Origin of the sequence: Pseudomonas sp. 37 R 15 (assembly GCF_900004865.1) — a bacterium.
Lineage (GTDB): Bacteria > Pseudomonadota > Gammaproteobacteria > Pseudomonadales > Pseudomonadaceae > Aquipseudomonas > Aquipseudomonas fluorescens_AM.
Map to the genome: position 1 here is coordinate 305,558 of NZ_CVTV01000049.1, position 26,371 is coordinate 331,928.

The window sequence follows — 26,371 nt, forward strand, 5'->3', positions numbered from 1 at the left end:
TATCCGTTCATGTTTCCGATGACGCCTATCGCGGCTGCGCTTGCGCTGTTGATGTGTACGAGTGCGCTGGCTGCACCTGCTGCCTCCGGCGCTGCAACCCCTGGCAGCTTGATTACCCAGGCCCAAGGCCTGCCCGCAGGTTTCAGTGATCACTTTTTCGACGTGCCGTTGGCGGTGCGGGTGGACCTTGACCAGCAACCGCTGGGCGAGGCTCTGATTGTGCTGTCACGGGATGATCGCGTGACCTTGCTCGAATTCACCGACACCGGCGACAGCAAAGTCCCGGCTGCTACCCGTGATACCTGGCAAGCCCTGTTGGAAAAAGGCGTGGCCCTGGGCGCCTGCACCCAGGCCTGCCCGGAAAAAATGATCTCGGTGTTCTACAACCTGGAAAGCTCGCAGTTGTCGATCCTCACCCAGGACGTCGAACGCAGTGACGACATTCCGCGTTTCTATGACCAGCCCGAAGGGGGCAGCCTGGGGCTGATCATTGACAACCAGCTCAACCTCAACGGCAGCCAGGAAGACAGCCTGGGCGGTCGCTACGGCTTGCAGGCCAGCTCCAGCCTTGGCAACTGGAGCCAGGTGCTCAACCTGCAACTGGCGCGGCAGAGTGGCGATGAAGAACAAGTGCGCCATGCGATCCACGAGCTGTATACCCAGCGTGAGTTGGAAGGGCAGTTTTTCCGCCTTGGCCATTTCACCCCCAATTCCGATGGTCTGACCCGTCAACTGCGCAGCTTCGGCGCCAGCCCCGATACGGCGCTGGGCCTGATGTATGGCAGTTCCGACAGCCTGGCCATCAACAATTCCGCGCCCAGCGTGTACCCGATCTACGTCACTGCCAACCGCCAGGCAGCGGTTGAGATCTACCGCAACGGCTTGCTGATCAACACTCAGGCAGTGGCAGCCGGCCTGCAAACCCTGGATACCCGGCCACTGCCCGGCGGCATTTATGAAGTGGAAGTGCGCCTGGTGGAAGACGGCCTGACCACCAGCACTACCCAGGAGTTGGTCTACAAGCCCAGCAACTGGCGCAACGCCGAAGACCGCTGGCGCTACAACCTGTTTGCCGGGCGCGAGACCAAACTCTTCAGCAACTGGGATGAGCAAGCCTCGGGCGCGATGACGGCCGGTGCGTCGCTCAACTATCTGATACACCCGCGCGTGATCCTTGGCCTGTCGGCCCGCCAGGTGCGCGAGCAACTCCAGTACGGCGGGTCGATGGACTGGACGGTGGCCAATAACACCAGCGTCTATGCCAACCTGTACCAGACCCGGGAACATGGCACCGGCATGGACCTGCAAGGGCTCTACACCTTGGGCTCAACCAACCTGGTGTTCAGCCATAACCGCAGCTGGCTGGACACTCGTGACACCTACGAAACACTGCCGGACGGTACGCGTCTGCGCCGCAATACCTTCGTGGGCGAGGCCAGCAACACCGCGTTGTCGGTCAACCACCGGCTCGACGCGAAAAACACCCTGAACATGCGCCTGTCCCACAGTGAGGGCAATATCGAGGGCGCTGGGCTGGACCTGGGCTGGAGCCGCTACGACAACCTGTTCGGCAGCGACGCCAACTGGCGTTTTTCGGTGTTCGACCGACCCGGCAGCGCCGGTACCAATGACGCACGCAACCGGGGTGTGGATGTGAGCGTGAGTGTCAATCTGGGCAGTGAAGGCCGGCAGATTTCCGGCAGCATCGGCACACGGACTGCCCGTGATGGCGGGCGCGATAATAACGCCTCGGTGACCTTGCGCCAGGACCTCTCCGATCACTTCCTGCAAAGCGTTTCGGCGACGGCGATCACCGACACCTATGGCGTCGGCCTGTCGAGCATGGCCAGCTTCAACACGGACGCGCTCAGCGGTGACGGTTTTGTACAGCGCAGTTCCTTCAACGGCGACCTGAGCGGTGGCCTGAACCTCAACAGCACCTTCGTTGCCGGTGCCGGCAAGATGCTGCTGAGTAGCCAATACCAAGGCAACGGCGCCGGCATGATCATTGACGTGGAAACCGACCTCGACGAAATCGCCCTGCGCGCCGACGACCTCGGCGGTGGTGGCGCGATCTTGCGGCCGGGGCGCAACTACGTACCGGTCTCGGCCTACAAGAGCAGCAGCGTGAGCTTCGACTTTGAAGGTAATCACCCGCCGGCCGCCAATATCCAGCCGCCCCGCACCAGCTATCACCTGAACAAGGGCGGCGTGGATTACCGGAAAATCACCGTGATGAGAACCGTCACCGTGCTCGGCCGCTTGTTGGATGAACGCGGTGCTCCGCTCAAGGGCCATCACGTGATCAACCACGCCAGCCGTGGAGTCAGCGAAGTGGACGGGTTCTTCTCGATGGAAATGAGTTCCAGCGCGCCAACCCTGCAGGTGCGCTACCAGAACCAGTTGCTCTGTCAGTTCCGCTTGGACCCAAGCAATGCGCCGAACGAAAACGACGTGTTGATGATCGGCGATTTGCGCTGCACCAAGGACACGCTCGCAGAAGCGACCCACAACGCCGAAACCGCTGGTTAACGGCGGTTCGGATAAAAGAACCGGGATTTTTATGAGTGTTAATACAGCAATCAAACAGTTCGCAGGACCTTGCGTGTTGGCGGTGGCCCTGGGGGCGTTCAGCCAGCCTGCGCTGGCCATCGTGGAGGAGATTACCGCAGTCTTTCGCCCTGACCCCTCTAACCCCATGAGCAACAAGTTCATCAACACGACGCCGCAAAGTGGGTTATGCCCTTGGCACGTTCCGGCCAAATGTGAGGCGGTCAATACCTTCAGTATTCGTAATAGCTCGTTCAGGGCCTATTCGACTGGACCCATACCGGCCTATCCCGACGACCCACGCAAGAGCGCCTACTTCAAGGTGCCTTCAGCATTCCGTGATCTGCAAGTGACGCACAGAGGCACCGGCAGAGTGGAAACGGTACAGATGCGCATGGCTGGAATTGGAGGGCGGTGGAATGCGCCGGTATCTTCTTGGACGACTACGGATGCAAGGTGGGACCGCTACTGGTACGGGGCGCCCTCGCCGTGTATGCCGATCAATTACATCGCGGCAGGGGTCAACTTCGCGCTGTTTTTCTGGATCGTGCCTGAAAACGCCGGGGCTTGCAGTGTGACCAACGGTTATGGAATCGCGCGTATGAGCTACTCCACGCTTGAGTATGGCTATGAACTCAAGACCCCCAACCCGCTGGGGATGGACGCCGGTGTGTATGAGGGGAGCATCACTTACAGTATGGGGCCGGGCGGTGACGTCGATTTCGGCGATGCGATGATCCCGGATGACAACGCACTCACCTTTAACTTTACCTTGTCGGTCGAGCACAACCTCAAGGTTGACCTGCCGCCAGGCGGCAACCGCATCGAATTGCTACCCGAAGGTGGCTGGCAAGCCTGGCTCAATCGCGGGCGCCAACCGACGCGTCTGTTCCGTGACCAGACCTTCGTCATTTCCGCCAGTGGGCGCTTCAAGATGCAACTCGAATGCAGCCTTGCGGTGGGCAACACCTGTGGCCTGCGCAATGGCGCGGGGGACCTGGTGCCGTTGCAGGTGGCTGTCAGCCTGCCATTTGGCATGCAGGACCAGGCCGGGCAAGCCGTCAACAAGCTGCCCCTGCGCCTGGATGGCGTGGGCACCGAGCTGTTCCAGCCGGTGTTTTATGTGAACAACCGCTCCGGAAAACTGCACTTTGAAGTCGAAAACAACGACGTCAAAGGGATGCTCGAACATCCGGGCAGCACCTATTCGGGCGTGGTCACGGTGATCTGGGATTCAGAAGTCTGAGCGGGTATTGGCCGCATCTCAGCCCCTGGCTGGGCTCATTCAATAAGGCGTAATCAAACATGAAACATGCAGTGTTATCGGTGGGACTGTTCCTGATGTCGCTGAGCGCTTATGCAGGGCCGGCGATCAACGTTGGGGTGGTCTATGACTATCTGGACGGCGACCGTAGTTCCTACCTCAAGCGGGTCTACAACGGCGGCACCAGTACCGCGTTTATCAAGGTCAATGTGCTGGAGATCGTCTACAACGCCGACGGCACGTCCCGGGAAGTGCCCGTCGCGTCGATGACCGACGCCAAAGGCAGCACCACCAATCGCGACGGCCTGATGGCCAGCCCGGCGCGTCTGATCGTACCGGCCGGCGGGCGTCAGGGCACGCGTTTGCTGTACATGGGCCAGCGAGACAAGGAGCGCTATTTCCGCGTGCGCTTCATTCCGGTGGTGCCGGAAAAGGAAGATGACTTTGCTGTCACCGATGCCGAGCGCGCCGAATACAAGAACGCCCTGGCAGCCGGGGTCAACGTCATGGCCGGGTACGGCACGGTGTTCTTCGTGCGTCCGCAAGACACCCGTTTTGATACCCGGATCAGCGAGACCGCCAGCCAGTACAGCTTGCGTAATGCCGGCAACAGCGTGGTGGTGCTTGATGAGTTCCGCGATTGTTCGGTGGCGAAAAAGACCGACTGTGAGGCCACCACCAAGCACCACATCCTGCCCGGTCGCCAGTTGGTGCTCGAGAAAAAGCCGGAGCGCCAGTTCAACTTCCAGATGATCGAGGGCCGCAACAAAAAACCGATGTCGGTCAACAGTAACGGGTGATGACTATGTTCAAGCAACTGACGGTGCTGGCGGTACTGATGGCGCCCGTGCTGATGGGCGAGCGGGCGCTGGCGTTCCAGGAGCGCCACACGTTCGATGTGTCGGTGACCATCCCGATCCATGAGGCTTATGTGCTGCCCTCCGAGCCCGACTGGATGGGGCATGACCAGGTGCTGGCCTGGGACCTGGCGACTGCCCGGTTGGGACGCCTGCGCAAGAACTTCGACGTGAAAAACATCAATGGCGGGGTGGCCGCGCGCCTTGGCGATACGCCTTACCTGTTGAGTGGTCGCAACCGTATCGAACTGCAGGTGTTGTTCAACCGGGTGCCGCTGACGCTGGATTCGACCCTGGTCCTCAGCGCCGACGAGGCACGTGCCGGCCGCCGCGCCGAGCTGGAAATTGCCGCCATCGAACCGGCGGACGGTTACAAGGGCGGCGAGTATTATGGCACGGTGCACCTGCTGTTTGATTTTCCGGCGCCTTGATCAAGTCCGGTTTTTACGGGGGCCCGCGCGGTTCAACGCCTCGCGGGTCAGATCTCGCAGCCACTGGTTGTGACGGTACCCCAACTCGTTGAGCGTTGTGTCGTATTGCGTCGAACTCATGGGGTTGCCGGACAACACGCCGGCTTCGTCCACCTCCAGCGCCTGTGCCAGTGTGCGCAGTTGTGCCCGCAGGGAGGCCAGGTCGGCCTCGGGCAGGTTCTGCGAGGCTGCGTATTGCCCTTGCAGCGTTTGCAACGCGTCGAGCTGGGCGAATTTCAGGTCGAAGGTGGTTTCATTGTTCCGGTAGGCGATAGTGTTGTGCTGCGTGAGGTAGTCCTCCCAACCGCTTTGCAGCAGCATCTGGTTCACCAGCCCGTCGCCTGCTTCCTGCAGGGTCACCGCATTGGCAACGGTTTCGATCTGCTCAAGCGTCACATCAGCTTCTTGGCGGTAGACCATATGGTCGCTGAGCCATGGCAGGTCCAGGCGCTCGGCCAATGTGGTGCGATAGGCCAGGTGAATGCCGGCTTCGTCGACCTCGCCATGCTCGCCGTTGATCACCACCGACCATAGCCGTTGACCGAGCCCACCCAGTTCTTTGGGTTTGAGACGGTGGGCGACATCCTCACCAATGGCATTGCCCATCAGCGAGTCGCGGGCGGCGCCGCGGGCCAGTACCGCCAGCCTGGCCTCGAGCTCCTCTGGCGAGGTGCTGGTGCGATACGCTTCGCTGGCGAGTACTTCGACGCCCAGTTTCTGGAAAATCTGCGCGCCTGCGTCGGGGCACAACCCAGGGTAGCGGGTATCTTTGAACACGCGGTCACGCAGTGGAGCGTCAACCTCGACCGCCCTCAGCAGGCGCCAGACGCGCCGGCTCAAATCAGGGTGATTGCTCTGGTAGGCCAGGCGATCACCTTCGGTTTGAAACGCATCCGGCTCTTCGAGGGATTTGATCACTTCAAACAGGCCCTGGGAGCCGGGTTCCTTTTCAATGTCATTCCACAGTTGCCGATGCCGCTCCCTCTCTTGAGGCCTGATGTAGCTGAGCCAGGGCGCGCTGTCGCCTTTGGGGGCGTAGGAACGCAGCGGGTCCAGCCCTGCGGACTCGCGGTATTGAGCAAGCAAGTCCTGAAAGTCCAAGGTGAGCTTGCTCTGGTCCAACCGGGTGCGGGCGATAATGTGGGCATCATCCGAGCCTGGCCTGACATGCGGTAACTGGGTAATCGGGTTCTCGCTCAGGTCCAACAGGAAGCCCCGCGGGCGGGATTGGCCCACGAGCCCGGCAGGCCAATCCTTGATGTGTGTATTGCGCAGGTTCAGCAAGGTCAAGTTCGGCATCTGGCTGATATCCGGGGGTTGTCCCAATGGGTTGCCGGCCATCTCAAGCTGTTTGAGGCGCTTGAGGCGCTTGAGCGTGGCAATGGCCGAGTCATCCAGCACCAGGGCATTTTTTTCCAGGTGCAAGCGCCGCAGGCGTTTGAGGTTGCCGAGGGTCTCGGGCAGCTTGGTGATGCGGTTATCGCTCAGGTCCAGGTCGCGCAGATGAGGGAAGTTGTCGAGAAAGGCGGCGTGACTGTCTGCAAACTCGCAACCGCGCAGGTCCACGTCGCTGATGTGGTTCAGCGGCACGCTAAGGGTCGGTAGCTCATCGGGCATATTGGTGTTGAACAAGTCGAGGGCGATGCCGCGACGGTGGCCGAAGCTTTCGTCCAGGTGAACCGTCAGGCTGTTGCTCCAGCCGTCGTACAGGGTGGTTGCCAATGCTGCCCGGCGGTGGCGCACTTCGGGCTCCAGGGGCGTGCCTTCCCAGCGCGTCGGGCCTTTGATGTAGGTATCGAGCTGTTTGAACAATTGTTCTTTTTGTGACTCCATGTGCTCCAGTTTTTGCTGGCCTTCGAGCGTCGACAGCGTGTGCGATAAGCGTGGCAGGCCCTCGTCGCTGACGTTGGGGAGCAACAGCTTGATGCGCTCCTCAATCGTTTTGGGCTGCATGTCATAGCTGTCGGCTCGGCTCATTTTGCAAGATACGCCTCCGCCCAGGAGCACCTCGGTCTCGGGGCCGGGCCGCATCCGCACGGGCGGTTCGGCCAATGCCAGGCGTCGCTCGGCCGGGGCCTGATTGTGGTTGATGACCCATTGCCTGAGCTTCTCGCCTTCGCTGCCGGCAAAGGGCGGGGTGCGGTCCGGAACCTGCGCCAGGGTCCAGAGAAGGGACTCGTACAGGTCTGCTGCAGGGTTCAGCGATTTGCCATCAGCGTCGAACACCCGATAAGTCCCCTGGGCGTCGCGCACCAAGGTGCGGGCGTGGGAGGCGTCGCTTTCACCGACGCTGCAGCGCAAGGCGCCGATGGGGCTGTTGTCACGAATGTCGATTCTCAGGTTGCTGAGCGAATCGCTGTGCAGGCGCAGGGTGTGGAGCACCAGCCGTTCGCTCTGCGCAGACGGTTGCTGCGGCGGGTAGAGCCCTTCGACTGCGCGGCTCGCCTGGGTGTCGAAGTCCAGCTCCCGAGCCAGGGTTTTGAGGCGCAGGGGCAGGCGCTGTTCGTCTGTCATTGCCTTTAGTTCTTCGGGCCATGCCTGTTTGAGCAGGGCGTTGGCGCTGCTCAGGGGCAGTTCGGGAAAGGTCTGGCGCAGCAGGGCGATGTGCGGATCGCTGCTGGCTTGGCCCAGTTGATAATGACTATTGGCGATGTGCCCGCCAAAGCCGTCTACGTAGTCCGCCAGTTTATTGCGCAGCGCCTGGTCCTGTTGTGCCTTGGGCAAGGTTTCGCCCAGCAACGTATTGACCTGCTGTTCGTCGAGAAAACCCAGGACACGCTCCGGCAGTTTGGCAGCCATTACGTCGGCCAGGCTGATGGCCAGCGTGTCGGCCGGCAGGGCGGTGGCATTGCCATACTTGCGCGATTCGCCGCTCAGGTCGCTGTTGTGAAACACCTCCAGGGCCTTGCTTGGCGGCCAGCCGGGCAGGTCGGTGACGGCCTGTTCGAACCAGTAGGAGTACGGCTCCAGTGTCTGGCCCGTGCGCAGCTTGCGGGCGGATTCGTCGGCCAACCGGCCGGCGCGAAAACGCTCAATGCTATCGGCCAGCAGCGGTGGGGTCGGCCGGTTGCGCAGGTACATATGGCGTAGATGGTCGGGCTCGCTGCCACTGATGGTACGCACCTGTTCGAGCTGTTCAGGGGTGAGCCCCTGAGTGGTGGCGCTGATACGGCGCATCAGCGCAGTGTCGTCCCAACTGCGCGGCTGTTCACCTTCACGCACCCAGGCGCCGTTGCCATTGAGTCGCACCTTCGGTTGATAGGCCTCCGGCCGGCCGGGGTGCACGATGCGATGGTGCAGCAGTTGCTTGTCCGGTTCGATCTGGTAGTGCTTGTCGGCGTGTACCAGCCATTGTTTTCGAGCGTGTTGATACACACCCTGTGCGTCAGGCCGGGTGTCTTTGGGCAGGCTGATGTTCTGCAGGTAGGGCGAGAGGTCAGGGTTCCACAAGCGTTTTTCGCCGCTGGCCAGCTCCACCGGGTGCAGGCTCTCGACGAATGGCGATAGCTTGAGGGTGAGGGTCTGGCCGAGAGTTCCTGCCGCCGCCCAACCGCCCAACTGCACCACCGCCTCCACGACCGCCATGGCGTGACCGATAGCTTCCAGCCCTTTGCCCTGCGCCCAGTCAACGATACCTTCGAACACATCGTTGGCCACCTGGTAGGCGGTGTAGGCAAGCATCAACTCTCCCAGGAACGGCACGAACGGGGTGACCACCAGCAGCGCGGCGTTAAAGATGTCCGACAGGATCTTGCTCAGGTTGTCCCACCAGGCCCAGCGCGCCATCAGGTCTGCATAGGCGGTGGTGATGGCAATTTCCCGGGTATCGTTGACGATCTTGTTGAGTCTGACCCGATACAGGTAATGCCACAGCGTATCGGGCTCGGAGTGGCCTGAGGGCGGGCGGTTCTGGTAATCGTCAAAGATGTCTTGCACGCTGAAGTGCAACTGCGGCGTGTCGACCTTGAGGGTTTGCCAGCTGGGGCCGCTGTCGGTGCGTGCCTTCTGATGCCACTGCACTGTGTACAAGCGGCGCTGCAGTTCAGCGAAAAAATGCCCGCGTTGTTTGTGGTCGATAAATTGACTGAAGAATTGCCGGTAGGTGGCCTTGGTCGGCGTTTGGCCTGTTTCATCCGGAGGCGAGGGGCTGTCGCGCAATTGGCGCGTCAACGCGTTCATGAATGCGACCGGTGAGGCGTACTCCTTCAACGGATGCTCGGGGTCCTCGGGGATATAGGCAATCAAGCGTTTGATGTGTTTGTCGCTGCCTTGTGGCGCGGCAATCAACACAATGCCGCTCAGTTGCGCATCCAGCAGGCTCAGGTTGTAGTACTGCACCGCAATGCCACCCAGGGCCGGGGCCGGCTTGCCCTCAGCGATGTCGAAGAGCAAACGCCGGGCATCGTCTTGGATATGCTGTTGCGACAGGGCGATACAGGCGGCGTTTTTCAGCGCTGCCTTATCGCAGGCAATCACCTTGAGGCGTAATTTATCGGCCTGCACCTGATTGTTGAACCCCAGGACTTTCAATAGCCGCGTCTGGTATTGCAGGCCGATATTCAGGCTGCGGCACAGCCTTTTGAAGCCCAGTGCGGTCAAGGGTTGGCCGCTGGTGCGCGAGGTGAGCTGGAGAATGTCCTGCTGGCCTTGAGCGTCCGCCTTGGACAAGAACGCAACGTCGGAAAATTGCTCACTGGCAGAAAAATTATGCAGGGCTGCGTCCAATAACGATACGGTCCGGCTGGTTACGCCTTTGCGTACGCCAATGGCCCACCAGCCGTTTTTAGCGGGGGCATAAAGACGAATAAAGGTGTTTTTTACATCAATGTTGCCGTATTCCCGTAAGGCTTTTTTGAGCAGGGGCTCGGCGAAGGTATAAACGTCTTTTACGTACTTGAATGTTTCATCCACGGTGTTCCTGGATGTCCAATGCGCGGCCATGGCCTCTTTCGAAACACTGTTCAGGGCTTCGTCGATGGAGGTGATTCGTGTATAGACGTAAGGGCTCGCGGCCTGCACCGCGCGAGCGCGGGCCAGCGTTGTCGAACTGAGCCAATCGGGTATTGCACGCTTGATAAAGTCAAAGTGAATACCCTTTTCTGCATGGCTTGCAGCGTGGTGATAAGGAGACTCGAATAACATGGTCAGGTTGCCTTTAGAGGAACAGCCAAGGGCTGCACGGCACTCAGGCCGGGCAGGGATGAACGTGAAAAATTGGCAGTGAGTGGCGCTTGAGCCGATAGGCGTCGGGTAGCGATCAGAAGGCAGGCAGCATTCAGCTTTTGCCGTGCAGGCCGTTCAGAGGGGAATACGGCAGGCGCCTGGGTTTGAGTACGCAGCGCTGGATCGATTTCAAGCAGGTGAGTACGTATTTCTTGAGGCGTCGGTGATGCTGCTGGTGTGTTCGACGTGCTCATTGGCAAGGTCCTCATGCTGATGGAGTGAACTATCAGCATGGGGTGGGGGCGGGTTGTGTCGGCGGTAACTATTGAAAGTGCGGGTGAAAGTGCGGGTGAAAGCGCGGGTGAAGGTGCGGGTGAAGGTGCGGGTCAAGCACGCGCGTTCAGGCCGGAGCCTGGGCGGACGGGCCTGCCGCTGAGAGGTCGAGAGGGGCTGTTTGCGGCGCTGTGGAGGGAATTCCCAGGCGCTCAAGTCGCGCCGATTGAGCCGGGTTGTGCCTGAGGAAAGCGCCTCCCTTGGGGGATACGTATTTCATCCAGGAGTCGATGTGAAGGCCATTATCAAATGCATATTTCATCACTTGCGCTTTTGTGATGGGCGCGGTTCTCGGGACTTCCGGTCGCAGGTACAGCCTGTCCCAGTCCAGAAGGTGTTGATCGGTGATCTTGCTTCTCTTACCCGATGGAAGATTGGCCAGCCTTATTGATCGGGTCATGCCTGGCTCGGTCAACTTGCCGCCCTTCGTCACGTACCTTGCCCACACGGTTGGGCTGATATGATGGGCCCTGACAAAGGCCTGCGCTGCTTGCGAGGTTTCATCACCCAGCCCTGTCCACGTCTTGAAAAGGTCGTCGGTAAACTTTGCGTACCCTTGTGCGGGCGCGGGGCCGATTTTGGCTAAACCCGCGGCGTTTATCTCGCCGCTTTGCCTTACATATTTGTTCCAGGTCTTGACTGCGATCGCTCGGCTTTTGAAAAAATCGGCTGGGTTGAGCGTTGTCAGCGGATTGGCTGACTGGGCATTGGCCGCGACGTGCGCGTTCCAATCCCTGAGAGCAACGGTGACGGTGCTGTCGACTTTTGGCCCTCCGCCGGGCACGCGGTTCAACGTGTCCAACTCCCAGCGTTGATTGGCCAGTTTACGCAGCTTGAAAGGCGTGACGCCTGCGCGGGGGGTGAGCACCGGGGCCACCAGCCCATGGGGGTCGTAGAGCTTGAACGAATTCTGAATCCGAAATACCTGCTCTTTACCCTGCCCATCGGCGGCACGGACCAACCAGGTGGGGGGATTGCTCGGTGTGCGATAGATGCCTGTGCCTTCGGACAACGATGAGCCGGCCGGAATGCCATCCTTGACCACCAGGGCGGGAGACTCTTGTCGGAAGGCTGACTCATAGGCCGTCAGGTCGGGCTTGCGCGTGTTTCTTGCGGGCCGCAGTAGCATCTGTAACGGCTTGATACCAATACCGGCGGTGCGAATGGCGCCAGTGACAGTGGTGGTGGCCGTTGCGAACTCGAACAGAACCTGGCCCTTCCCGCCGCGACGTACAATCAACCCTGCAACGCTTTGCCCCACTTTGCGTAGGGCCTGGACCGTGGTCTTGCCCATTCGGCCCACCCAGCGCAAGGCCGAAGCGGTCAGATGCCCACCCCAGGGGAACCCGCCGAGCACGGTCATGACGACTTCAATGCCGAACATCACTTTGTTAAGCGTGGATTGGTAGGCCAATTCCTCATTGGTCACGCTTTCAGTATCGGTTTTGTCCAGCAAATACAGGTAATTCTGCCGGTACAAGCCCTCCAGCACATCGCCTGGATGGGCGACCAGGCGATGATTGAGCAAGCGCGTGTTCGCCGGTAAACGTGCCAGCAGGTAAGCCTGCCAGGCCGAAGTGCGCATCAGCTTGATCAGCTCAGCCTCGCTGGCGACTTCCCTGAGCTCCACGCTGTCGGGCGCATGCGGGGTATAAAGCACCAGCATTTCATCGACGGCGGTGGAGAGTATCAAAACCCCGTTCACGGTCTGCCCACCGCGCCCCTCGGGCGCGTCGCTGGCGGGATTGAACATCAGGGCATTGGCGACGATTGCCTGCCCGTCGACCGGTTGGCGTACCTTGGGGTCTGTGGCGGCGAGTACGGCCGCCATCCAGGCGGCGCCTTTGTTTTGAACGGGGTCACTGGCCAATACTGTGCTGTAGGCATCCGGACTCAAGCGAGCCAACAAGGCTGCATAGTCCAGGGCGGCCTTGTTGGCTCGCCATCCAGGCTTTTTTCACGGCCGTATCGGTCTGGGGTGCGAGGTGTTTTTTGAGGATGTTCTCGGTGTACTCGTGACCGATATTCAGCTCTTTGACCCACGCTTGGAGGCGCTCCTTGTCCACGGTGATGACTTCACCTTGGGCGTTACGCAGCCAGTTGCCCTGCGCGGTGGTCAGGTTGGCTTGCAATGTGTCGTCCTCTGTCCAGGATAAGCTCCTGCTCCATGGCTTGTTGTTTTGCAGCAGCAGGTTGGTCAGGCTGACGCGACTTGGCACCACTCGTTCATGCACTGAGCCAAAACCGGCACCGGCACTGATACGGGTTCGCGTGGTACGGATGACCATCGTCTGGTCCGGGTCAATGTCCTGTGCGCGATGGTCTGGCACCAACGCGCGTATCTTCAACAGCACCCGTTGCCTGGCGTACCCGGCCAGTGTGGGAATCAGCGCGTGCCACTGTTTGCTCAGTTCGTTCTGTTTCTCGTCTGCGCTGCGCAGGTGGTCTTGCAGCGCCTTCTGGTCCGCTGGGCTCAGGCGCTTCTCCCAGTCCGATCGCCAATGCTCCAACAGCCGCTGGTTGCGTGCCACAAAGGGCTCTGCCATGTCCAACAGCTCGACCAGTTCTACACGGCCATTGCTCTGCGGATCGGGTTCACCCTCGGCCAGGCCCAGGATGGCTTCGATGTCGGACTGCTGCTTGTCCAGTAACGCTTGAATGTTGTCGGCGACAAAATCACTGGCTATCGGTGCAAAGGTGTTGCGCAGGTCACTGCCCCATAACCCGGTTTTGCCGCGCAGTACCAACAGCGGCACGCTGGCGATCAATAATCTGCCCGTGTCGTCACCGGCATCGATGCGGGCCTTCAGGGTGTCGTGCAGTGTTTGCAGGGTGGCAAATTCTTCAAAGCCCTGGCTCGGGGTAAACAGCACGACCGTACCCTCTCCAGCTTTATGGGTACTGAGATTTTTATGACCATTGGGCCAATGGGGATGTACCGGGCTGGAGCCGTCGCTGGAGGTCAGGACGAAGCTGCCGGCCAGGCGTACGCCCTGTGCATCACCGGTGTTCAGCGTTAATTGATACACCCCTGGGCGGTTTCCGTGGCTGAAGCGGGCTTCACGACGGGCCAGGGTTGGGCATTGCAGCACGCGATCAATCAACCGTCTGGCCTGCGGGCTCAACGTATTGTCGGCCATGCCCAGGCGCGCCTGCACATCCAGGGCTTGACGGTGCACCTCTATCAATCTGGCTTGTGGGCAGGCCAATTCAGGCGCTATGGGCGTGTGCCAGTAAGTGGTGATGTGTGCGCTCAACGTGGCCAGCAGGGTTTGCGCCAGGGCTGTGAGTGTACCGGTATACGCGATCTGGTCGGCAGCACTGAAGGCTGTGGCGCTGCTGAAGACACCTTCGGTGTGATTCGCTTGTTCCTGGGGTTCATCCTCCCAGCGTAATAAAGCGCAAAGCGCCTCCAACAGGCTTTGCGAAGATTCAAAATGGCGCTGACCGTCGCTGTCGGTGCGGTAGCGGTTGACATATAAACCGGTTTCTTGGGCCTGTTGTGGGAAGGTCTCCTTGAGCAGGGCTGACAACACACCCTCCAGCGAAGGATGTTTGTCGGGGGCCAGTACGTACTCGATCTGCTGGTTGAGTGAGTGCCAAAGCTGTATCAACTGCGCCTGCTGTTCAGGGTCCGGCGGTGTGTGGGCGAGGGCCGGCAGGGTCGTCGGGTCTACCGCTGCAGGCACGCGGGCGTTCAAGCTCGGGCTGCCTTTGAGCGGCAGTGCCAGGGGGGCGCCCAGCGCGGCCGCCAGTGTGTCAAACCGGGTAGGGGGGGCGCTGAAGGCTTGATCGATATCGGCCTCTTGCTGGTCACGCTGGGCTTGCAGGCACGCCCTGAATACGGGGCCGGTCATCGGTGTGTAGCGCAGGTTCTGCCCACTGCGTAACCCTTCGTCCACAAGGCGCCGCTGGCTGAGTGCAATGTTGGTGAGCAGACGGCCTTTTTCGGCACCTGCCACCAGGCGTCTGCGCAGGGTGTTCTCCATGGTGGAGAACTGCTCGAATACCTCAACGCCCAATTGCGGGGTGTAGAGGACCGTCGGGCGCGTGCCGTGCAGTCGCTCGGTGAGTACGAAGCAGCCGTTCAGCGCCGCCGACCAGTCGGGCTGGCCCGTCGAGTACAACGTGATCGCCACCACCTGCGGGCGTGTGGCGGTGCCCGAGGTCTCATGGAGCACCAGGTTGTCGATCAGCTGCCGGCCCTCGGTGTACACCTTCAGGTGGGCCTTGGCTGCGGCAACGTCCGTCAGGGCTTGAGTGTCCGTGGGCTTTTCCTGCAACGCCTGCTCGGCCTGGGCGACCTCTTGCAGGGCGTCGTAGGTGGTCAGATCCGACTCAAGTACAAACACGATGCGTTGTTTTTGACTGATGGCTTCGGACACGCTGAGGGCGCCGGTGGTTGCCTGGGCAGACGTCCAGAACACGTCGAGCTCGCGCAAGTAGAGCGCCTGGCTGTCGTGTTGCAGGTTGCTGATCAGTTGATTGAAGGCCGTGACTTCAAGGGCTGACAGTTCGCCGTCGCGACCAGCGTCGTGAGCGCGTGAGTAGAAGCCCACTGCCTGCTCGACTACGCCGGTTTGCGGTTCCTTGGCATGCTCGGTCGGTATTTTTCCGGTGGCAATAGCTTCTTGCAGGACCTGGGTCAGATTACGCGTGCGGGTGACCCGGGGCTTTGGTTCGAGGCGGTCTGGAGCGTCCGTCGTCGGGCTGTCGTACACATACTCGTTCAGAAAAACTGCATCGGGATCAAGCGGGGTGTCGGGCACAAGGTCGGCCAGTGCCTGGCGCAAATGGGCGGCCATCAGCGCGGCGAAGTCCGGCTGGGCATCGAGCAGATGCTCAATGGCCGTGAGACATACCGGTAACCGACGTAGCAGGTCTTCGGTTGGCGGAAGGGGCAGTGACGACATAACCTGGGTTTCCTGTAGAGAGAGGGTGACGGCACCCCACGTGAATCGAACAATCGACTCGACCTACACTACTTACCCAGGGTAATGCAGCGGCCATACATAACCACTGCATGGGCCTTTCATCTCTGCGTTGAGTTCAGGTTTTTGCAGGTACCAGGGGCACGCCTGGTGCCTGCTGAGGGTCAAAACCCGACGGCAACCATGGCCTCACGAGTCAGGCGGCGGCCCAGTTCCTGTTCGTCGTAGAAACTCTTGAGAAACAGGCTCAAGTACCGTTCTTCCGTCATAGGCTCGCCGGTCAGGACTTGCTCATGGGCGACATTCAGTGCGTCTGCCAGGTCGAGCAGACGCTGTCGGAGTTCGGTGCTGGTGGTCGAACTTTTGCGCGCCGGTGGCAGTTGTTCATGGGCGGCCCAAGCCTGTTGAGCCAGGCGCAAATCGTCGATGCTTTCACTGGCCTGTTCATGCTGGCATTTGATCTGTCGGAACGCCTCGGGACGGGTATTGAGCAAATAGTCGCGCCAGAAATACTGCTCAAGCATTTGGTTCACCAGCCCATCGCCTTGCTCCTCCTCGATGACCTTGTCGTAGGCATTGGCCAGTTGCCAGGCTGCGACATCGCCGGCATCGCGGTATAGCATGTGGTCCGCCAACCAAGGCAGATCCAGGCGCTCCTTCAGGCCGGTCTGGTAGGCGCTGTACACTTCGACTTCATCCAGGGTGCCCGGAACACCGTCGACGACTTCGGTGGTCAGCCGCAACGGGGGGCCTTCGCTGCCATCCTCATTGAGTGCGGGGGTGTTGAGGCGAGTCTGGATATCGTGTCTGGCAATCTGGTTGACCTTGTCCAGCCGCGCCTTTTGTCTGGCCAGCCGTACCAGCGCACCGGTGCGGGCTTGAGGAGTGGGCTCGCGCCATGCCTCCAGCTTCATGGCTTCGATCCCCATGGCGTTGAACAGCTGGGCGCCCGCATCGGCGCAGTGGGTCGGCATGGCGCTCAGGTTGAACAGCGCGGTACGGGTTTGCTCGTCACTGTCGGCGGCCCTTAGCAGGCGCAAGACATTGGTGCGCAATTGTCTGAGGTTCTGGTTGTAGCGCACCAGATCGTCCGGGTCGTGGACGATGTCGGGGGCGGGTTGTCGCTGGCTTCTGATGACTTCAAAAAAACCCTGTGAGCCATGTTCCCGTTCGAGATCGTCCCAGATTTCCTGCCATCCCTGGCGTATTTCGGGTGTCAGGTGTTCGAACCAGAATTGACTGTCCAGCTTGCCTCGGGGGGGATAGGTGCGATAAGGATCCAGGCCCGCGGCGCGCCGGTAACTGACCAGCCGATCCTCGGCGTCTTGCTCCAGCTTGTTGTTGTCCAGGCGTGCCCGTGTCACCAGTTCGGCTTGCGCCGAGCCGGGTTCGACGATCGGTACCTGGGTGATCGGTGTATTCAGCAAATTCAGGTTGAAGTCGGGAGAACGGGGCAGCTCGAACAGCCCTATGGGCCAATCGCGGATTTGCGTGTTGTTGAGCGCCAGTATGCGCAATTCCGGCATGCGGCTGATGTCCGCCGGTGTGATCAAGTGTTCATTGTGCGAAAGGATCAATACCCTCAGGTGGTGTAATTGCCTGAGGTGTTCCAGGTTCTGCGCTCGCCAGCGAATCGGGTTTTCGGACAGGCCCAGATGGGTGAGTCGACGCATACCGCTGATGGCCGATGGAAAAGTCTTCAGGTGCTTGCCGGTGATATCCAGCATACGCAGGTTAGGGAAATTGTGCAGGAACGGGCTGTCGGCATCAGTGAAGTCGGTGCCTGCCAGGTTGAGGTTGGTGATGTGGTTCAACGCGGTGTCCAATCGGGGGAAGTTTTGCACAAACCCGTAGATGGTTTCTCCACGCAGGTCCAGTTCACTGCCCACTCGGCGTTCGCCGAAATCCGTTTCGTACCCCTTGGCCGATTGCTCCCAACTGCTCTGTATGAGCGCAGTCACTCGCTTCCTGAACAACTGCTCCGGGAGTGTTGCGCGACGTCTTTGAGTGCCGGCAGCCGGCAGCCCCTGCCAATGGTTGAGTGCCTTGAGCAGGTGCTTTTTCTCGGTTTCAAGCTCAGTGAGCAGACGCTGTCCCTCGGCCGAGTCCAGCGACAGGGCATAGGCCGCTACATCTTCTTCGCAAAGCGTCGGATACAGCGACTTGAGGCGCTCGTCTACGCTGGCGCGCCCCAGTCTACGGCGCAGGGCGCTGAACATCGGCTTTTGCAGCAGATCTCGGATCTCTAGGGGGGCGACGCTGAAGACCGGCGGTTCGGCCAACACCGTGCGGCGTTCGGCAGGTGGTTGCAGGGTGCGTGTGAGCCACTGGCGCAACGCCTCGCCATCACCCGGCGCGAAGCCCAGGGTGCCACGGGGTAGGGCTTGTAGCACGGCTTCATACAAGTCCAAGGTGCTAGCGACGCCGGCTTCATGGCGTGCGTATTGCCCAGGCGCTGTGCGTACCAGCAGCGCATCGGTCGCCGCCTCGTCCGGACCGACCTGGCAACGCAGGTGCCCGCTGGGCACTTGCTCGCGGATGCTCAAGCGCAGGTTGGCGAACGCGTCACTGTGGATTCTCACCGCGTTGAGCAGCAGCCGTTCGGTATCGGGTGTGGGCGCGTTGCCCGGGTAGAAACCTTCGTAGGCGTGGGTGGTTCGCGCTTCGAACTGTAATTCCCTGGCCTGATGCTTGAGCCGTAGCGGCAAGCGCTTCTCGTCGTTCATCAACTGCACTTCCGCCGGGCGGGCCTGGTTGAGTATCACTCGGGCCAGGCTGTCGGGCAGCTCGGGGAACTGGCGTTGCAGCAGCAACCCGTGGGCGCTGTTTGACTGGCGTTTGAAACCGTACAGGTGCTCGAAGATATCGTCCTTGCGTGTGGCGACGTAACGGCTCAGCTGTTCACGCAGGGTTTGCGCCCGCGCCTCATTGTCGGCGGGCAAGGGCTTGCCGAGTAGAGCGGTAAGCTCGGCGTTGTCCAGAAAGTCTACGATTCGTGGGGTTAACCGGCCTGCCAATAACGCTTCACGGCTGATGGCCAGCGTCGACGCCTGCGTTGCCTGCATTGCGCCATGCTGCATCGGCTCGCCGCTCAGGTCGGCTGCTTCGAACACCGCGATGGCTTTATCGGCCGGCCAGCCAGGCATTCGCGTTACCATGTCGGCGGACCAATAAGCGGCTTCACCGTTGTCGGCGGACGGTTCACTGAGCGTGTCGATGTGCTGTCGCAGTTCGAAGCGATTCAGGGTATCGGTCAATAGCGGCGGCGGTGCCTGGTTTTCGGCGTACATATGCCTCAGCGCGCCGGGTTCGGTGCCACTGATATCGCCTAACTGCTGCAGGCGTGCAGGTGGCCAGGTGGCGGTGACGGGGCTCAGGCGCTGGAGCAGTTGTGAGTCGTCCCAGGCCCTGGGTTCTTCGCCCTCCAGCATCACGGCACCCTGACCGTTAAGCACCACCTCGGGACGATAGGCGTGCGGGCGTTGTGGATGGGCGATCCGGTGCCGGCCAGTGTCGGGTTCCTGGCTGACCTCGTAATGTTTGTTCTCCAGGCGCAGGATTTTTTTGCCGGCGTGCCAGTGAAACCCTTGGGCATCGGGTTTTGAGTCGGGGGCCAGGGTTACGGCTTTTTGTTCATAGGGGCTCAAGTCCGCATGCCACAAACGGGTTTTGCCATCAGCCAGCGTCACAGGCTTCAAACCCTCGACAAAGGCGGACAGCTTGAGATGGGCCAGGTGCCCGGCGGCACCGAATGCGATCAGTTGCACCACGTTCTCCGTGACCCCGACCACATGTTCAATGGCCTCCAGCCCTCGGCCTTCGGCCCAATCCAACAGCCCTTCGAACACTTCGTCCGCGAGTTGATAAGCGGTATAGGCCAGCATCAATTCGCCCAGAAACGGAACGAAGGGGGTCACCACTAGCAGCGCCGCGTTGAGAATGTCCGAGAGGATTTTTTCCAGATTATCCCACCAGGCCCAACGTGCCATGCGGTCCGCGTAGGCGGTTGCGATCGCAAGTTCACGGGCATCGTTGAGGATTTTATTGAGGCTTTGCTGATACAGATGCTCCCACAGTGGCGTGCGCACACGCGTCCCGCTGAACTGCAGGTTGGGGTTGTCGAGGGGCGTGTCACGCCAGGTCGGCTGTGGATCGCCGGGCGCGCGCTGATGCCATTTCACCTGGCTCAAACGCGTGTCCAACTGGCTGAAAAAGTGCCCCTGGTACTGATGCTCGACAAACCGGCTGAAAAATTGCTGATAGTCGGGCTGGCGCAGTTGCCCCGTCAGTGCCTGCATGAACGCAACCGTCGAGGGATAGCGCTTGAGTGGGTGCTGCGGGTCATCCGGAATATAGGCGATCACGGGCGTTGCCTGGCGACTGACTTCCAGGTCGGCGGCAATCAGCACCACGCCGGTCAAGGTGGCGTCCATCAGGCTGAGGTCATGGCAGTACGCGGCCTTGCCGTCGAGCATCAGGTGTTGCTGGCCCTTGATCAAACCCGTGATCAACGCATGATCCAACGCCTGGATATCGCCCTTGATCAACGCCATGCGCGCGGCCACCGTGAGGGCGGCCTGCTGGTTGAGCATCACCCGGGCGCGCAGCACGCCCTCGACCACCGGGGCGGTGCGGCCGAGATAGTTCTCAAGATGCTGTTGGTACTGGGCGCCGATGTCCAGGTTGCGAACCAGCGCTTTGAACTGCTGGATCGACAGCCGGGCTTTGAGGGGGAGGACTTCGAAATGACCCAAGGCGTCGGGCAGGGTGATAAATTGCGAATCGGCGGTGAACGCCTCGCTGTCGGCAAAGTTGTGCAGTGCCGCGTCCAGCAGCGACACCGTGCGGCTTTGCACGCCACCGCCAAAATCCATGACCCACCATGGCCGGTCAGCCGGGGCATAGAGCCGCAGGCAGGTACTGCGCACATCGACATCAAGGTTGTACTGCTGTTTCAGCGCGGCTGTTAACAACGGCTCGGCGAAGCCTTTGAGATCGGTGATCGGGGCGAGTTTCTGGTCGACGAGGGTTTGGGTTTTCCAATGTTCGGCAACCGCGGTTTTCAATAATTGATGCTGGTGGGAGGAGGCACTTTTATACCAGGGCGCAATCGTTTTGCGGCTGGCTTTCAAAGCGCTGATGCGTGATATCGACAGCTTGGTGACCCAGTCGGGCAAGGCTTCCCGAATGACGTCGTAGTGCTGGCCCTTATCTTCGTGTGTGGCGGGGGCAATGGCGGTCATGGCGTATTTCTGCAGTGGGGGCGGACACTCAGATTAGGCTCGCGCAAGGGAGCGCCGGGCAGTAACAGTCTATTGATGCTGGGTGCCCGGCAGGCTGTAGCGTCGATGGCTCTATCACACCGAAGAAATCTGGCATCGTCAGGCGTTCACTCCTAGCGCGGTGGCCCGACCGGGCGAAGAGTGCGCGGCCTTTTGCCCGACGCCTGTTTTCAGTATTGCCCGGCCACGGGCTGGCACAGCGTCTGGCTGCCTGGCTTCAGGTACGGCAGCAGAATGGGCGCCATGCCTTTGAGCACTTGCACCGGCAGCGCCGAGGTGAACGTGAAGGTTTGTGCCGAACTGCCTGGGACGAAGGCGGTGAGCGTGCCGAAGTGGTGGTCACCGATAAAGAACACAAAGGTGGCAGTGCGGTTTATCGCCTTGGAACTGAGTACCCGACCGCCAGCGCCGATGGCTTCGATGCGGTTGTCGCCGGTTCCGGTCTTGCCGCCCATGGCCAGCGGTGTGCCGTCGTCCAGCTTGAAACTGCCGGCCACGCGTTTCGCTGTACCGGCATCCACCACTTGGGATAAAGCCCCACGCAAGGCCCGCGCCACTTCTACCGGCATCACCCGCTTGCCCTCGGCCGGGTCGTTGATCACGCGGGTTTCATAAGGCGTATCGGCGGCAAAGTGCAGACTGTCGATGCGTACTGCCCGCGCACGCACGCCGTCATTGAGGATGATCCCCATCAGCTCGGCCAATGCGGCAGGGCGGTCGCCGGAGCTGCCGATGGCGGTGGCCAGCGATGGCACCAGGTGATCGAAGGGATAGCCCACGGCCCGCCAGCGTTGGTGGATATCCAGGAAGGCTTCAACCTCCAGCATGGTGCGGATACGGCTATCGCGCGCACGCTGATGGCGGCTCTTGAACAGCCAGCTGTACACCTCCTGACGCTCGAACTGGCTGGCCTTGACGACCTCGCCAAAGGTCGCGTCGGGGTGGTTGAGCAGGTAGCCCAGCAACCATAGGTCCAGCGGGTGGACCTTGGCGATATAGCCCTGGTCGGGCAAATCATAGGTGCCGGGGCCGTAGTCTGCGTACAGCCGCCGCAAGCGTTCGTCGGTCAGTTTGTCACTGGTTTTGGCAGTGCCCAGGTGTGAGCGCACAAAACGGTTGAACGTGTCCTGGTCGGCCTCGGGAAACAGGTAGCGGTGCACGGCGCTCAGGCGAATCGCCGTGGGGTGCAGGCTGTCGAGAAAGGTATCGAGGCGTGCCTGGGTGTCTTTCTTCTGGTATTTCCTCCAGAACTTGAGGAGGAAGGTGGTGCCTTCACGGTCGGCAAATTGGGCCAGGTATTCCTGGCGCCGTGGGTCGTCGTCATCCTTGAGCAACTGCGCGCTGTTATTGGGGCCTGTGTAGGTGACGTAACGTTCCAGGTCGCGCATCAGGCGAATGAACGGCAGGTTGATCGACTCCCGTAATGCATCGCGCAAGGTCGGGTTGCGGCCGTTGTCTTCGTGACGGAAATTGTGGAAGTGGTGCAGGCCGCCACCGGTGAAAAAGCCTTCGCTGGGGCTGGCCGAGTAAGTACGGTCGAGGGCGGCGGCGAGCATGCGGCTCAGGGATTTGTCCGCGGCGTGGATCAGATAGTCCAAGGCCCAACGGCTGATACGGTCCTGCTCGGCGATCTCGGTTTTTTCAAGGGCGGCCGGTGTTTGCGCGGCATAGCGCTCATGCAGTTCGCTGATGATTTGCAGGTAAGTGGTGAGTACCCGCAGCTTGGCCGTGGAGCCCAGTTCCAGCTTGCTGCCTTCGTTGATGTCGAAGGGTTGGTCGGTATTGTCGGTTTGCACCCGCACCCGCGAACCCTGCGCAGTCAGCTCGAACAGGGTAAAGCTGTAGCGCACCTGGGCGGTGCTGGCGGGCGTCAGCAGGCGTTCGCCGAGCAGGCCGGTCTTACCGGCGAAGGTCGGGTCGGCCAATTGCTTGAGGTAGTCGGTGACCTGGGTTTGCAGCTCGCCCTGCAAGGTGCTGGTGGCGGAAAGGTCCAGGCGGTCAAGGTCGTACAGCGGTCGGTTGAGCAGCGCGGCGAGGCGGCTGCGGGCGACGCTGATGCCCTTGTTGGTGTCGATGGGCTGGACGGTCGGCTGTTGCTGCCAGTCGCGGTAGGTGACATGCGCCGCCAGCGCGGCCTTGAGCAGTTTTGGCTCGATCAGATCGTTCTGCGCCAGCAGGCGCAGGTGGCTGTCGGTGAGTCGCGCCAGTTCGTCGCGTCCCTTGGCCAGGTAATGGGAAGGGCGGCGTTGGGCGATCATCAGCGACAATACTTGGCGCAACGCAAGGCCACGCGCGTCCAGGCTGGCTGGCGTCGATGCCGTGTCGAGCAGGGCCCGATTGACCTGGGTGAAGTCGGCGCCGTACCACACGCGCAAGCCTTCGGCCATGCCATGCACTTCGCCATGCCCGGGCACGGCCGACAAAGGCACGCTGTTCAGGTAATCGCGCACCACGTTCTGCCGGGCGACAAGCGTGTTCGGGCCATTCTGGTAGGCACGCACGCTGGCCGAGAGCATCTGGCGGATCTTTTCGCTGCCCGACAGGGTCAGGCCTTCGGGCGAATGGCGGTACTTTTCCAGTTGCGTCGCCAGGGTGCTGCCGCCCGCGGTCTGCCCAGGCAAGTGCAATTGACGGGCGAGCTGTGACCATGCGGCCTTGGCAAAGCGCGGCCAATCCACCGCCGGGTTGGCCTGCGCGGGAACAGGCGCCAGCAACTCGCGGTTTTCGATGAACAGCAGGCTGTTGACCATCAGCGACGGAATGTCATCGAAGCGCGCATACAACTGGGTCGGGTAGTTGAACTGATACAGCGGTGCGGCGCGGCAATCGGTGAGGGTCAACCCGGCCTGGATTTTCTCGGCGTAGGGGATAAACAGCCCGTGGCGGCTGTAGTCCATCAGCGCCTCGGAGAAGCGCGCCTGGGACTGGATCAGGTAGTTGCGCTTGAGCAAGCGCGGCAGGAACTCGCCAAGGTCGCTGTAGCCCAGGCGTCGGTCGAACGGCCCGGCGCCGGGATACACCATCGCATCGCTGGCGCCTGGAGCCACGCTGTAGGTCAATGTGGCGGCCCACTGGCTGAATTCGCGCGCCTGCCAGCGGGCGGTGTGGATTTCCCGGTGTGCGGCAAAGCCCAGGGCGATCAAGGCCATTACCAGGATCAGCCAACCCAGGCGGCGCCAGGGATGTTTTTTTGCAGGCAAAGACGCTGGAGACGGGCTGTCGTTGTCGAGTTCAGCCTTGACGGGACCGGTTTGCCACAGAGCGCCCATAGTCGATTGATCCATGCTTGCAGATTGATCGGACCTGTCTGAAGCGTAGACGCGGATTACCTGCGCCATGAGGTTTGTTGGTTAAAGATCGCGCAGAAGGCCCTGTGGTAGCAGTGCCGTGGGGGCCGTCATGCAGGCCTGCGGCTCGATTGCTGATCCACCAGGCGATTTGACGACGGCTGTCTCTGCGGCCTGCGGTAGTGAATGACTCGTGTGCACACGGTGGTCGGGGATTCTCACCTGCACCGGGCTCGACATGTCCCACCCCTTCAAAGGTATGCAATACTCCGCGCCGTTTTGCGCCGAGAAGGCCGGTCTAGACCACTAGCGCACCTCCGTGGCAGCCGGTTTTTTCGGGGTATATCGCCAAATATTGCTGTTTATTGAGTGAAAAGCCCTATCGGGAGCTTTTTATACTGCACGTCCCGCCGACCTGTCCCACTCCGTGCGCCAGGTAGGTTTGCCCACGAGGCAAACTCGGCCAAGCCGGTGTCTGAACCCCCCGTTCTTACGCCGCAGGCTCGGTGGATAAATCCAATAAAAACGAGGTTGTATCCCTATGCCTGTTGGCAAACCACTGCCCCCTGGCGAGACCGCTCAAGGCGGCCCGCTCAAACGCGAACTCGGTGAACGGCATATTCGCCTGATGGCCCTCGGTGCCTGCATCGGCGTCGGCCTGTTTCTCGGCTCGGCCAAGGCCATTGAAATGGCCGGCCCGGCGATCATGCTGTCCTACATCATTGGCGGCCTGGCAATCCTGGTGATCATGCGAGCCCTCGGTGAGATGGCCGTGCACAACCCTGTCGCCGGTTCGTTCAGTCGTTATGCCCAGGATTACCTCGGCCCGTTGGCGGGCTTTCTCACCGGCTGGAACTATTGGTTCCTGTGGCTGGTGACCTGCGTCGCGGAAATCACTGCCGTGGCGGTGTACATGGGCGTCTGGTTCCCCGACACCCCCCGCTGGATCTGGGCCCTGGCGGCGCTGATCAGCATGGGCACCATCAACCTGATCGCGGTCAAGGCGTTCGGTGAGTTCGAGTTCTGGTTCGCCTTGATCAAGATCGTCACCATCATCGCCATGGTGATCGGCGGCGTCGGCATCATTGCCTTCGGCTTCGGCAATGACGGCGTGGCGCTGGGCATTTCCAACCTGTGGACCCATGGCGGCTTCATGCCCAATGGCGTACAGGGCGTATTGATGTCGTTGCAGATGGTGATGTTCGCCTACCTGGGCGTGGAGATGATCGGCCTCACCGCCGGTGAAGCGCGCAACCCGCAGAAGACGATTCCCAGCGCCATCGGCTCGGTGTTCTGGCGCATCCTGCTGTTCTACGTGGGCGCGTTGTTCGTGATCCTGTCGATCTACCCGTGGAATGAAATCGGCACCCAGGGCAGCCCGTTCGTGATGACCTTTGAACGCCTGGGCATCAAGACCGCCGCGGGTATCATCAACTTCGTGGTGATTACCGCCGCGTTGTCGTCCTGCAACGGTGGCATCTTCAGTACCGGGCGCATGCTCTACAGCCTGGCGCAGAATGGCCAGGCTCCGGCCACCTTCGGCACCACGTCCAGCAATGGCGTGCCACGTAAAGCGTTGCTGCTGTCGATTTTTGCCTTGCTGTTGGGCGTGCTGCTCAACTACCTGGTGCCGGACCAGGTGTTCGTATGGGTGACCTCCATCGCCACCTTCGGCGCGATCTGGACCTGGCTGATGATCCTGCTGGCGCAGCTCAAATTCCGAAAGGGCTTGAGCCCGGCCGAGCAAGCGGCCCTCAAATACCGCATGTGGCTGTACCCGGTCAGTTCCTACCTGGCGCTGGCGTTCCTGCTGCTGGTCGTGGGCCTGATGGCGTACTTCCCGGACACCCGTGTGGCGCTGTATGTCGGCCCTGCGTTCCTGGTGCTGTTGACGGTGTTGTATTACGTGTTCAAGTTGCAGCCGACCCAGGCGACGGGGCGTTCAGTTGCCTGAATCCTTAGGCCGAACCGGAGCCGGGAAATAGGGAGCAGGCTTGCCCTAATGCCGATCAGTTAGCGCAGATCTCCTGTGGGAGGGGGCTTGCCCGCGATGGCGGCCTCAGGACCGATCAGGATGTTGGATCGATCCCGGTTCAAATGTGGGAGGGGGCTTGCCCCCGATGGCGGCCTCCGGGCCGACCAGGATGTTGGGTCGATCCCGGTTCAAATGTGGGAGGGGGCTTGCTCCCGAAGGCGGCCTCAGGACCGATCAGGATGTTGGGTCGATCCCGGTT

Annotated in this window: 10 protein-coding genes; 5 read left to right on the forward strand and 5 right to left on the reverse strand. The window is 61.0% G+C overall.

The window, feature by feature from the left end:
• Positions 1-9: 9 nt before the first annotated feature.
• From BFQ04_RS16785 to BFQ04_RS16800, 4 genes are read left to right on the forward strand one after another with little or no spacing between them, the layout of a single operon-like run.
• On the forward strand, positions 10-2,532 hold the full coding sequence (locus BFQ04_RS16785) for a CS1-pili formation C-terminal domain-containing protein (protein ID WP_065951766.1): 2,523 nt from the start codon (positions 10-12) through the stop codon (positions 2,530-2,532).
• A 31-nt stretch (positions 2,533-2,563) separates the two neighbouring features.
• Positions 2,564-3,796 carry a hypothetical protein gene (locus tag BFQ04_RS16790; protein WP_065951767.1) on the forward strand — a complete coding sequence of 411 codons (1,233 nt, stop codon included), beginning with the start codon at positions 2,564-2,566 and terminating at the stop codon, positions 3,794-3,796.
• Positions 3,797-3,855: 59 nt separating this feature from the next.
• Entirely contained in the window at positions 3,856-4,614 is a 759-nt protein-coding gene (locus BFQ04_RS16795; RefSeq protein ID WP_065951768.1) for a pilus assembly protein, read from the forward strand.
• A 5-nt stretch (positions 4,615-4,619) separates the two neighbouring features.
• Positions 4,620-5,102, forward strand: coding sequence for a CS1 type fimbrial major subunit (locus tag BFQ04_RS16800; protein ID WP_065951769.1), 483 nt, complete (start codon positions 4,620-4,622; stop codon positions 5,100-5,102).
• Here the strand turns inward: BFQ04_RS16800 and BFQ04_RS16805 are convergent, their stop codons facing one another.
• The 5 genes from BFQ04_RS16805 to BFQ04_RS16825 all read right to left on the reverse strand — a co-directional run bounded on the left by BFQ04_RS16805 (position 5,103) and on the right by BFQ04_RS16825 (position 24,119).
• Positions 5,103-10,283, reverse strand: coding sequence for a dermonecrotic toxin domain-containing protein (locus BFQ04_RS16805; RefSeq protein ID WP_065951770.1), 5,181 nt, complete (start codon positions 10,281-10,283; stop codon positions 5,103-5,105).
• Positions 10,284-10,704: 421 nt separating this feature from the next.
• Positions 10,705-12,546, reverse strand: coding sequence for a dermonecrotic toxin domain-containing protein (locus BFQ04_RS16810; RefSeq protein WP_371914515.1), 1,842 nt, complete (start codon positions 12,544-12,546; stop codon positions 10,705-10,707).
• Positions 12,497-15,550 carry a hypothetical protein gene (locus BFQ04_RS16815; RefSeq protein ID WP_065951772.1) on the reverse strand — a complete coding sequence of 1,018 codons (3,054 nt, stop codon included), beginning with the start codon at positions 15,548-15,550 and terminating at the stop codon, positions 12,497-12,499. The genes BFQ04_RS16810 and BFQ04_RS16815 overlap by 50 nt, the downstream gene beginning before the upstream one ends.
• A 182-nt stretch (positions 15,551-15,732) precedes the next feature.
• On the reverse strand, positions 15,733-20,811 hold the full coding sequence (locus BFQ04_RS16820; RefSeq protein ID WP_065951773.1) for a dermonecrotic toxin domain-containing protein: 5,079 nt from the start codon (positions 20,809-20,811) through the stop codon (positions 15,733-15,735).
• A gap of 209 nt (positions 20,812-21,020) precedes the next feature.
• Complete coding sequence (locus BFQ04_RS16825; RefSeq protein ID WP_065951774.1) at positions 21,021-24,119, reverse strand: transglycosylase domain-containing protein; 3,099 nt, start codon at positions 24,117-24,119, stop codon at positions 21,021-21,023.
• 559 nt (positions 24,120-24,678) lie between these two features.
• Between BFQ04_RS16825 and BFQ04_RS16830 the strand changes: the two genes are divergently transcribed.
• Complete coding sequence (locus BFQ04_RS16830) at positions 24,679-26,091, forward strand: amino acid permease (protein WP_065951775.1); 1,413 nt, start codon at positions 24,679-24,681, stop codon at positions 26,089-26,091.
• The last annotated feature ends 280 nt before the right edge of the window (positions 26,092-26,371 follow it).

What these genes read in the sequence shown, in the direction of transcription:
- BFQ04_RS16785 (WP_065951766.1), top strand. Translation starts at nt 10, where the DNA reads ATGTTTCCGATGACGCCTATCGCGGCTGCGCTTGCGCTGTTGATGTGT.
- BFQ04_RS16790 (WP_065951767.1), top strand. Translation starts at nt 2,564, where the DNA reads ATGAGTGTTAATACAGCAATCAAACAGTTCGCAGGACCTTGCGTGTTG.
- BFQ04_RS16795 (WP_065951768.1), top strand. Translation starts at nt 3,856, where the DNA reads ATGAAACATGCAGTGTTATCGGTGGGACTGTTCCTGATGTCGCTGAGC.
- BFQ04_RS16800 (WP_065951769.1), top strand. Translation starts at nt 4,620, where the DNA reads ATGTTCAAGCAACTGACGGTGCTGGCGGTACTGATGGCGCCCGTGCTG.
- BFQ04_RS16805 (WP_065951770.1), bottom strand. Translation starts at nt 10,283, where the DNA reads ATGTTATTCGAGTCTCCTTATCACCACGCTGCAAGCCATGCAGAAAAG.
- BFQ04_RS16815 (WP_065951772.1), bottom strand. Translation starts at nt 15,550, where the DNA reads ATGTCGTCACTGCCCCTTCCGCCAACCGAAGACCTGCTACGTCGGTTA.
- BFQ04_RS16820 (WP_065951773.1), bottom strand. Translation starts at nt 20,811, where the DNA reads ATGACCGCCATTGCCCCCGCCACACACGAAGATAAGGGCCAGCACTAC.
- BFQ04_RS16825 (WP_065951774.1), bottom strand. Translation starts at nt 24,119, where the DNA reads ATGGGCGCTCTGTGGCAAACCGGTCCCGTCAAGGCTGAACTCGACAAC.
- BFQ04_RS16830 (WP_065951775.1), top strand. Translation starts at nt 24,679, where the DNA reads ATGCCTGTTGGCAAACCACTGCCCCCTGGCGAGACCGCTCAAGGCGGC.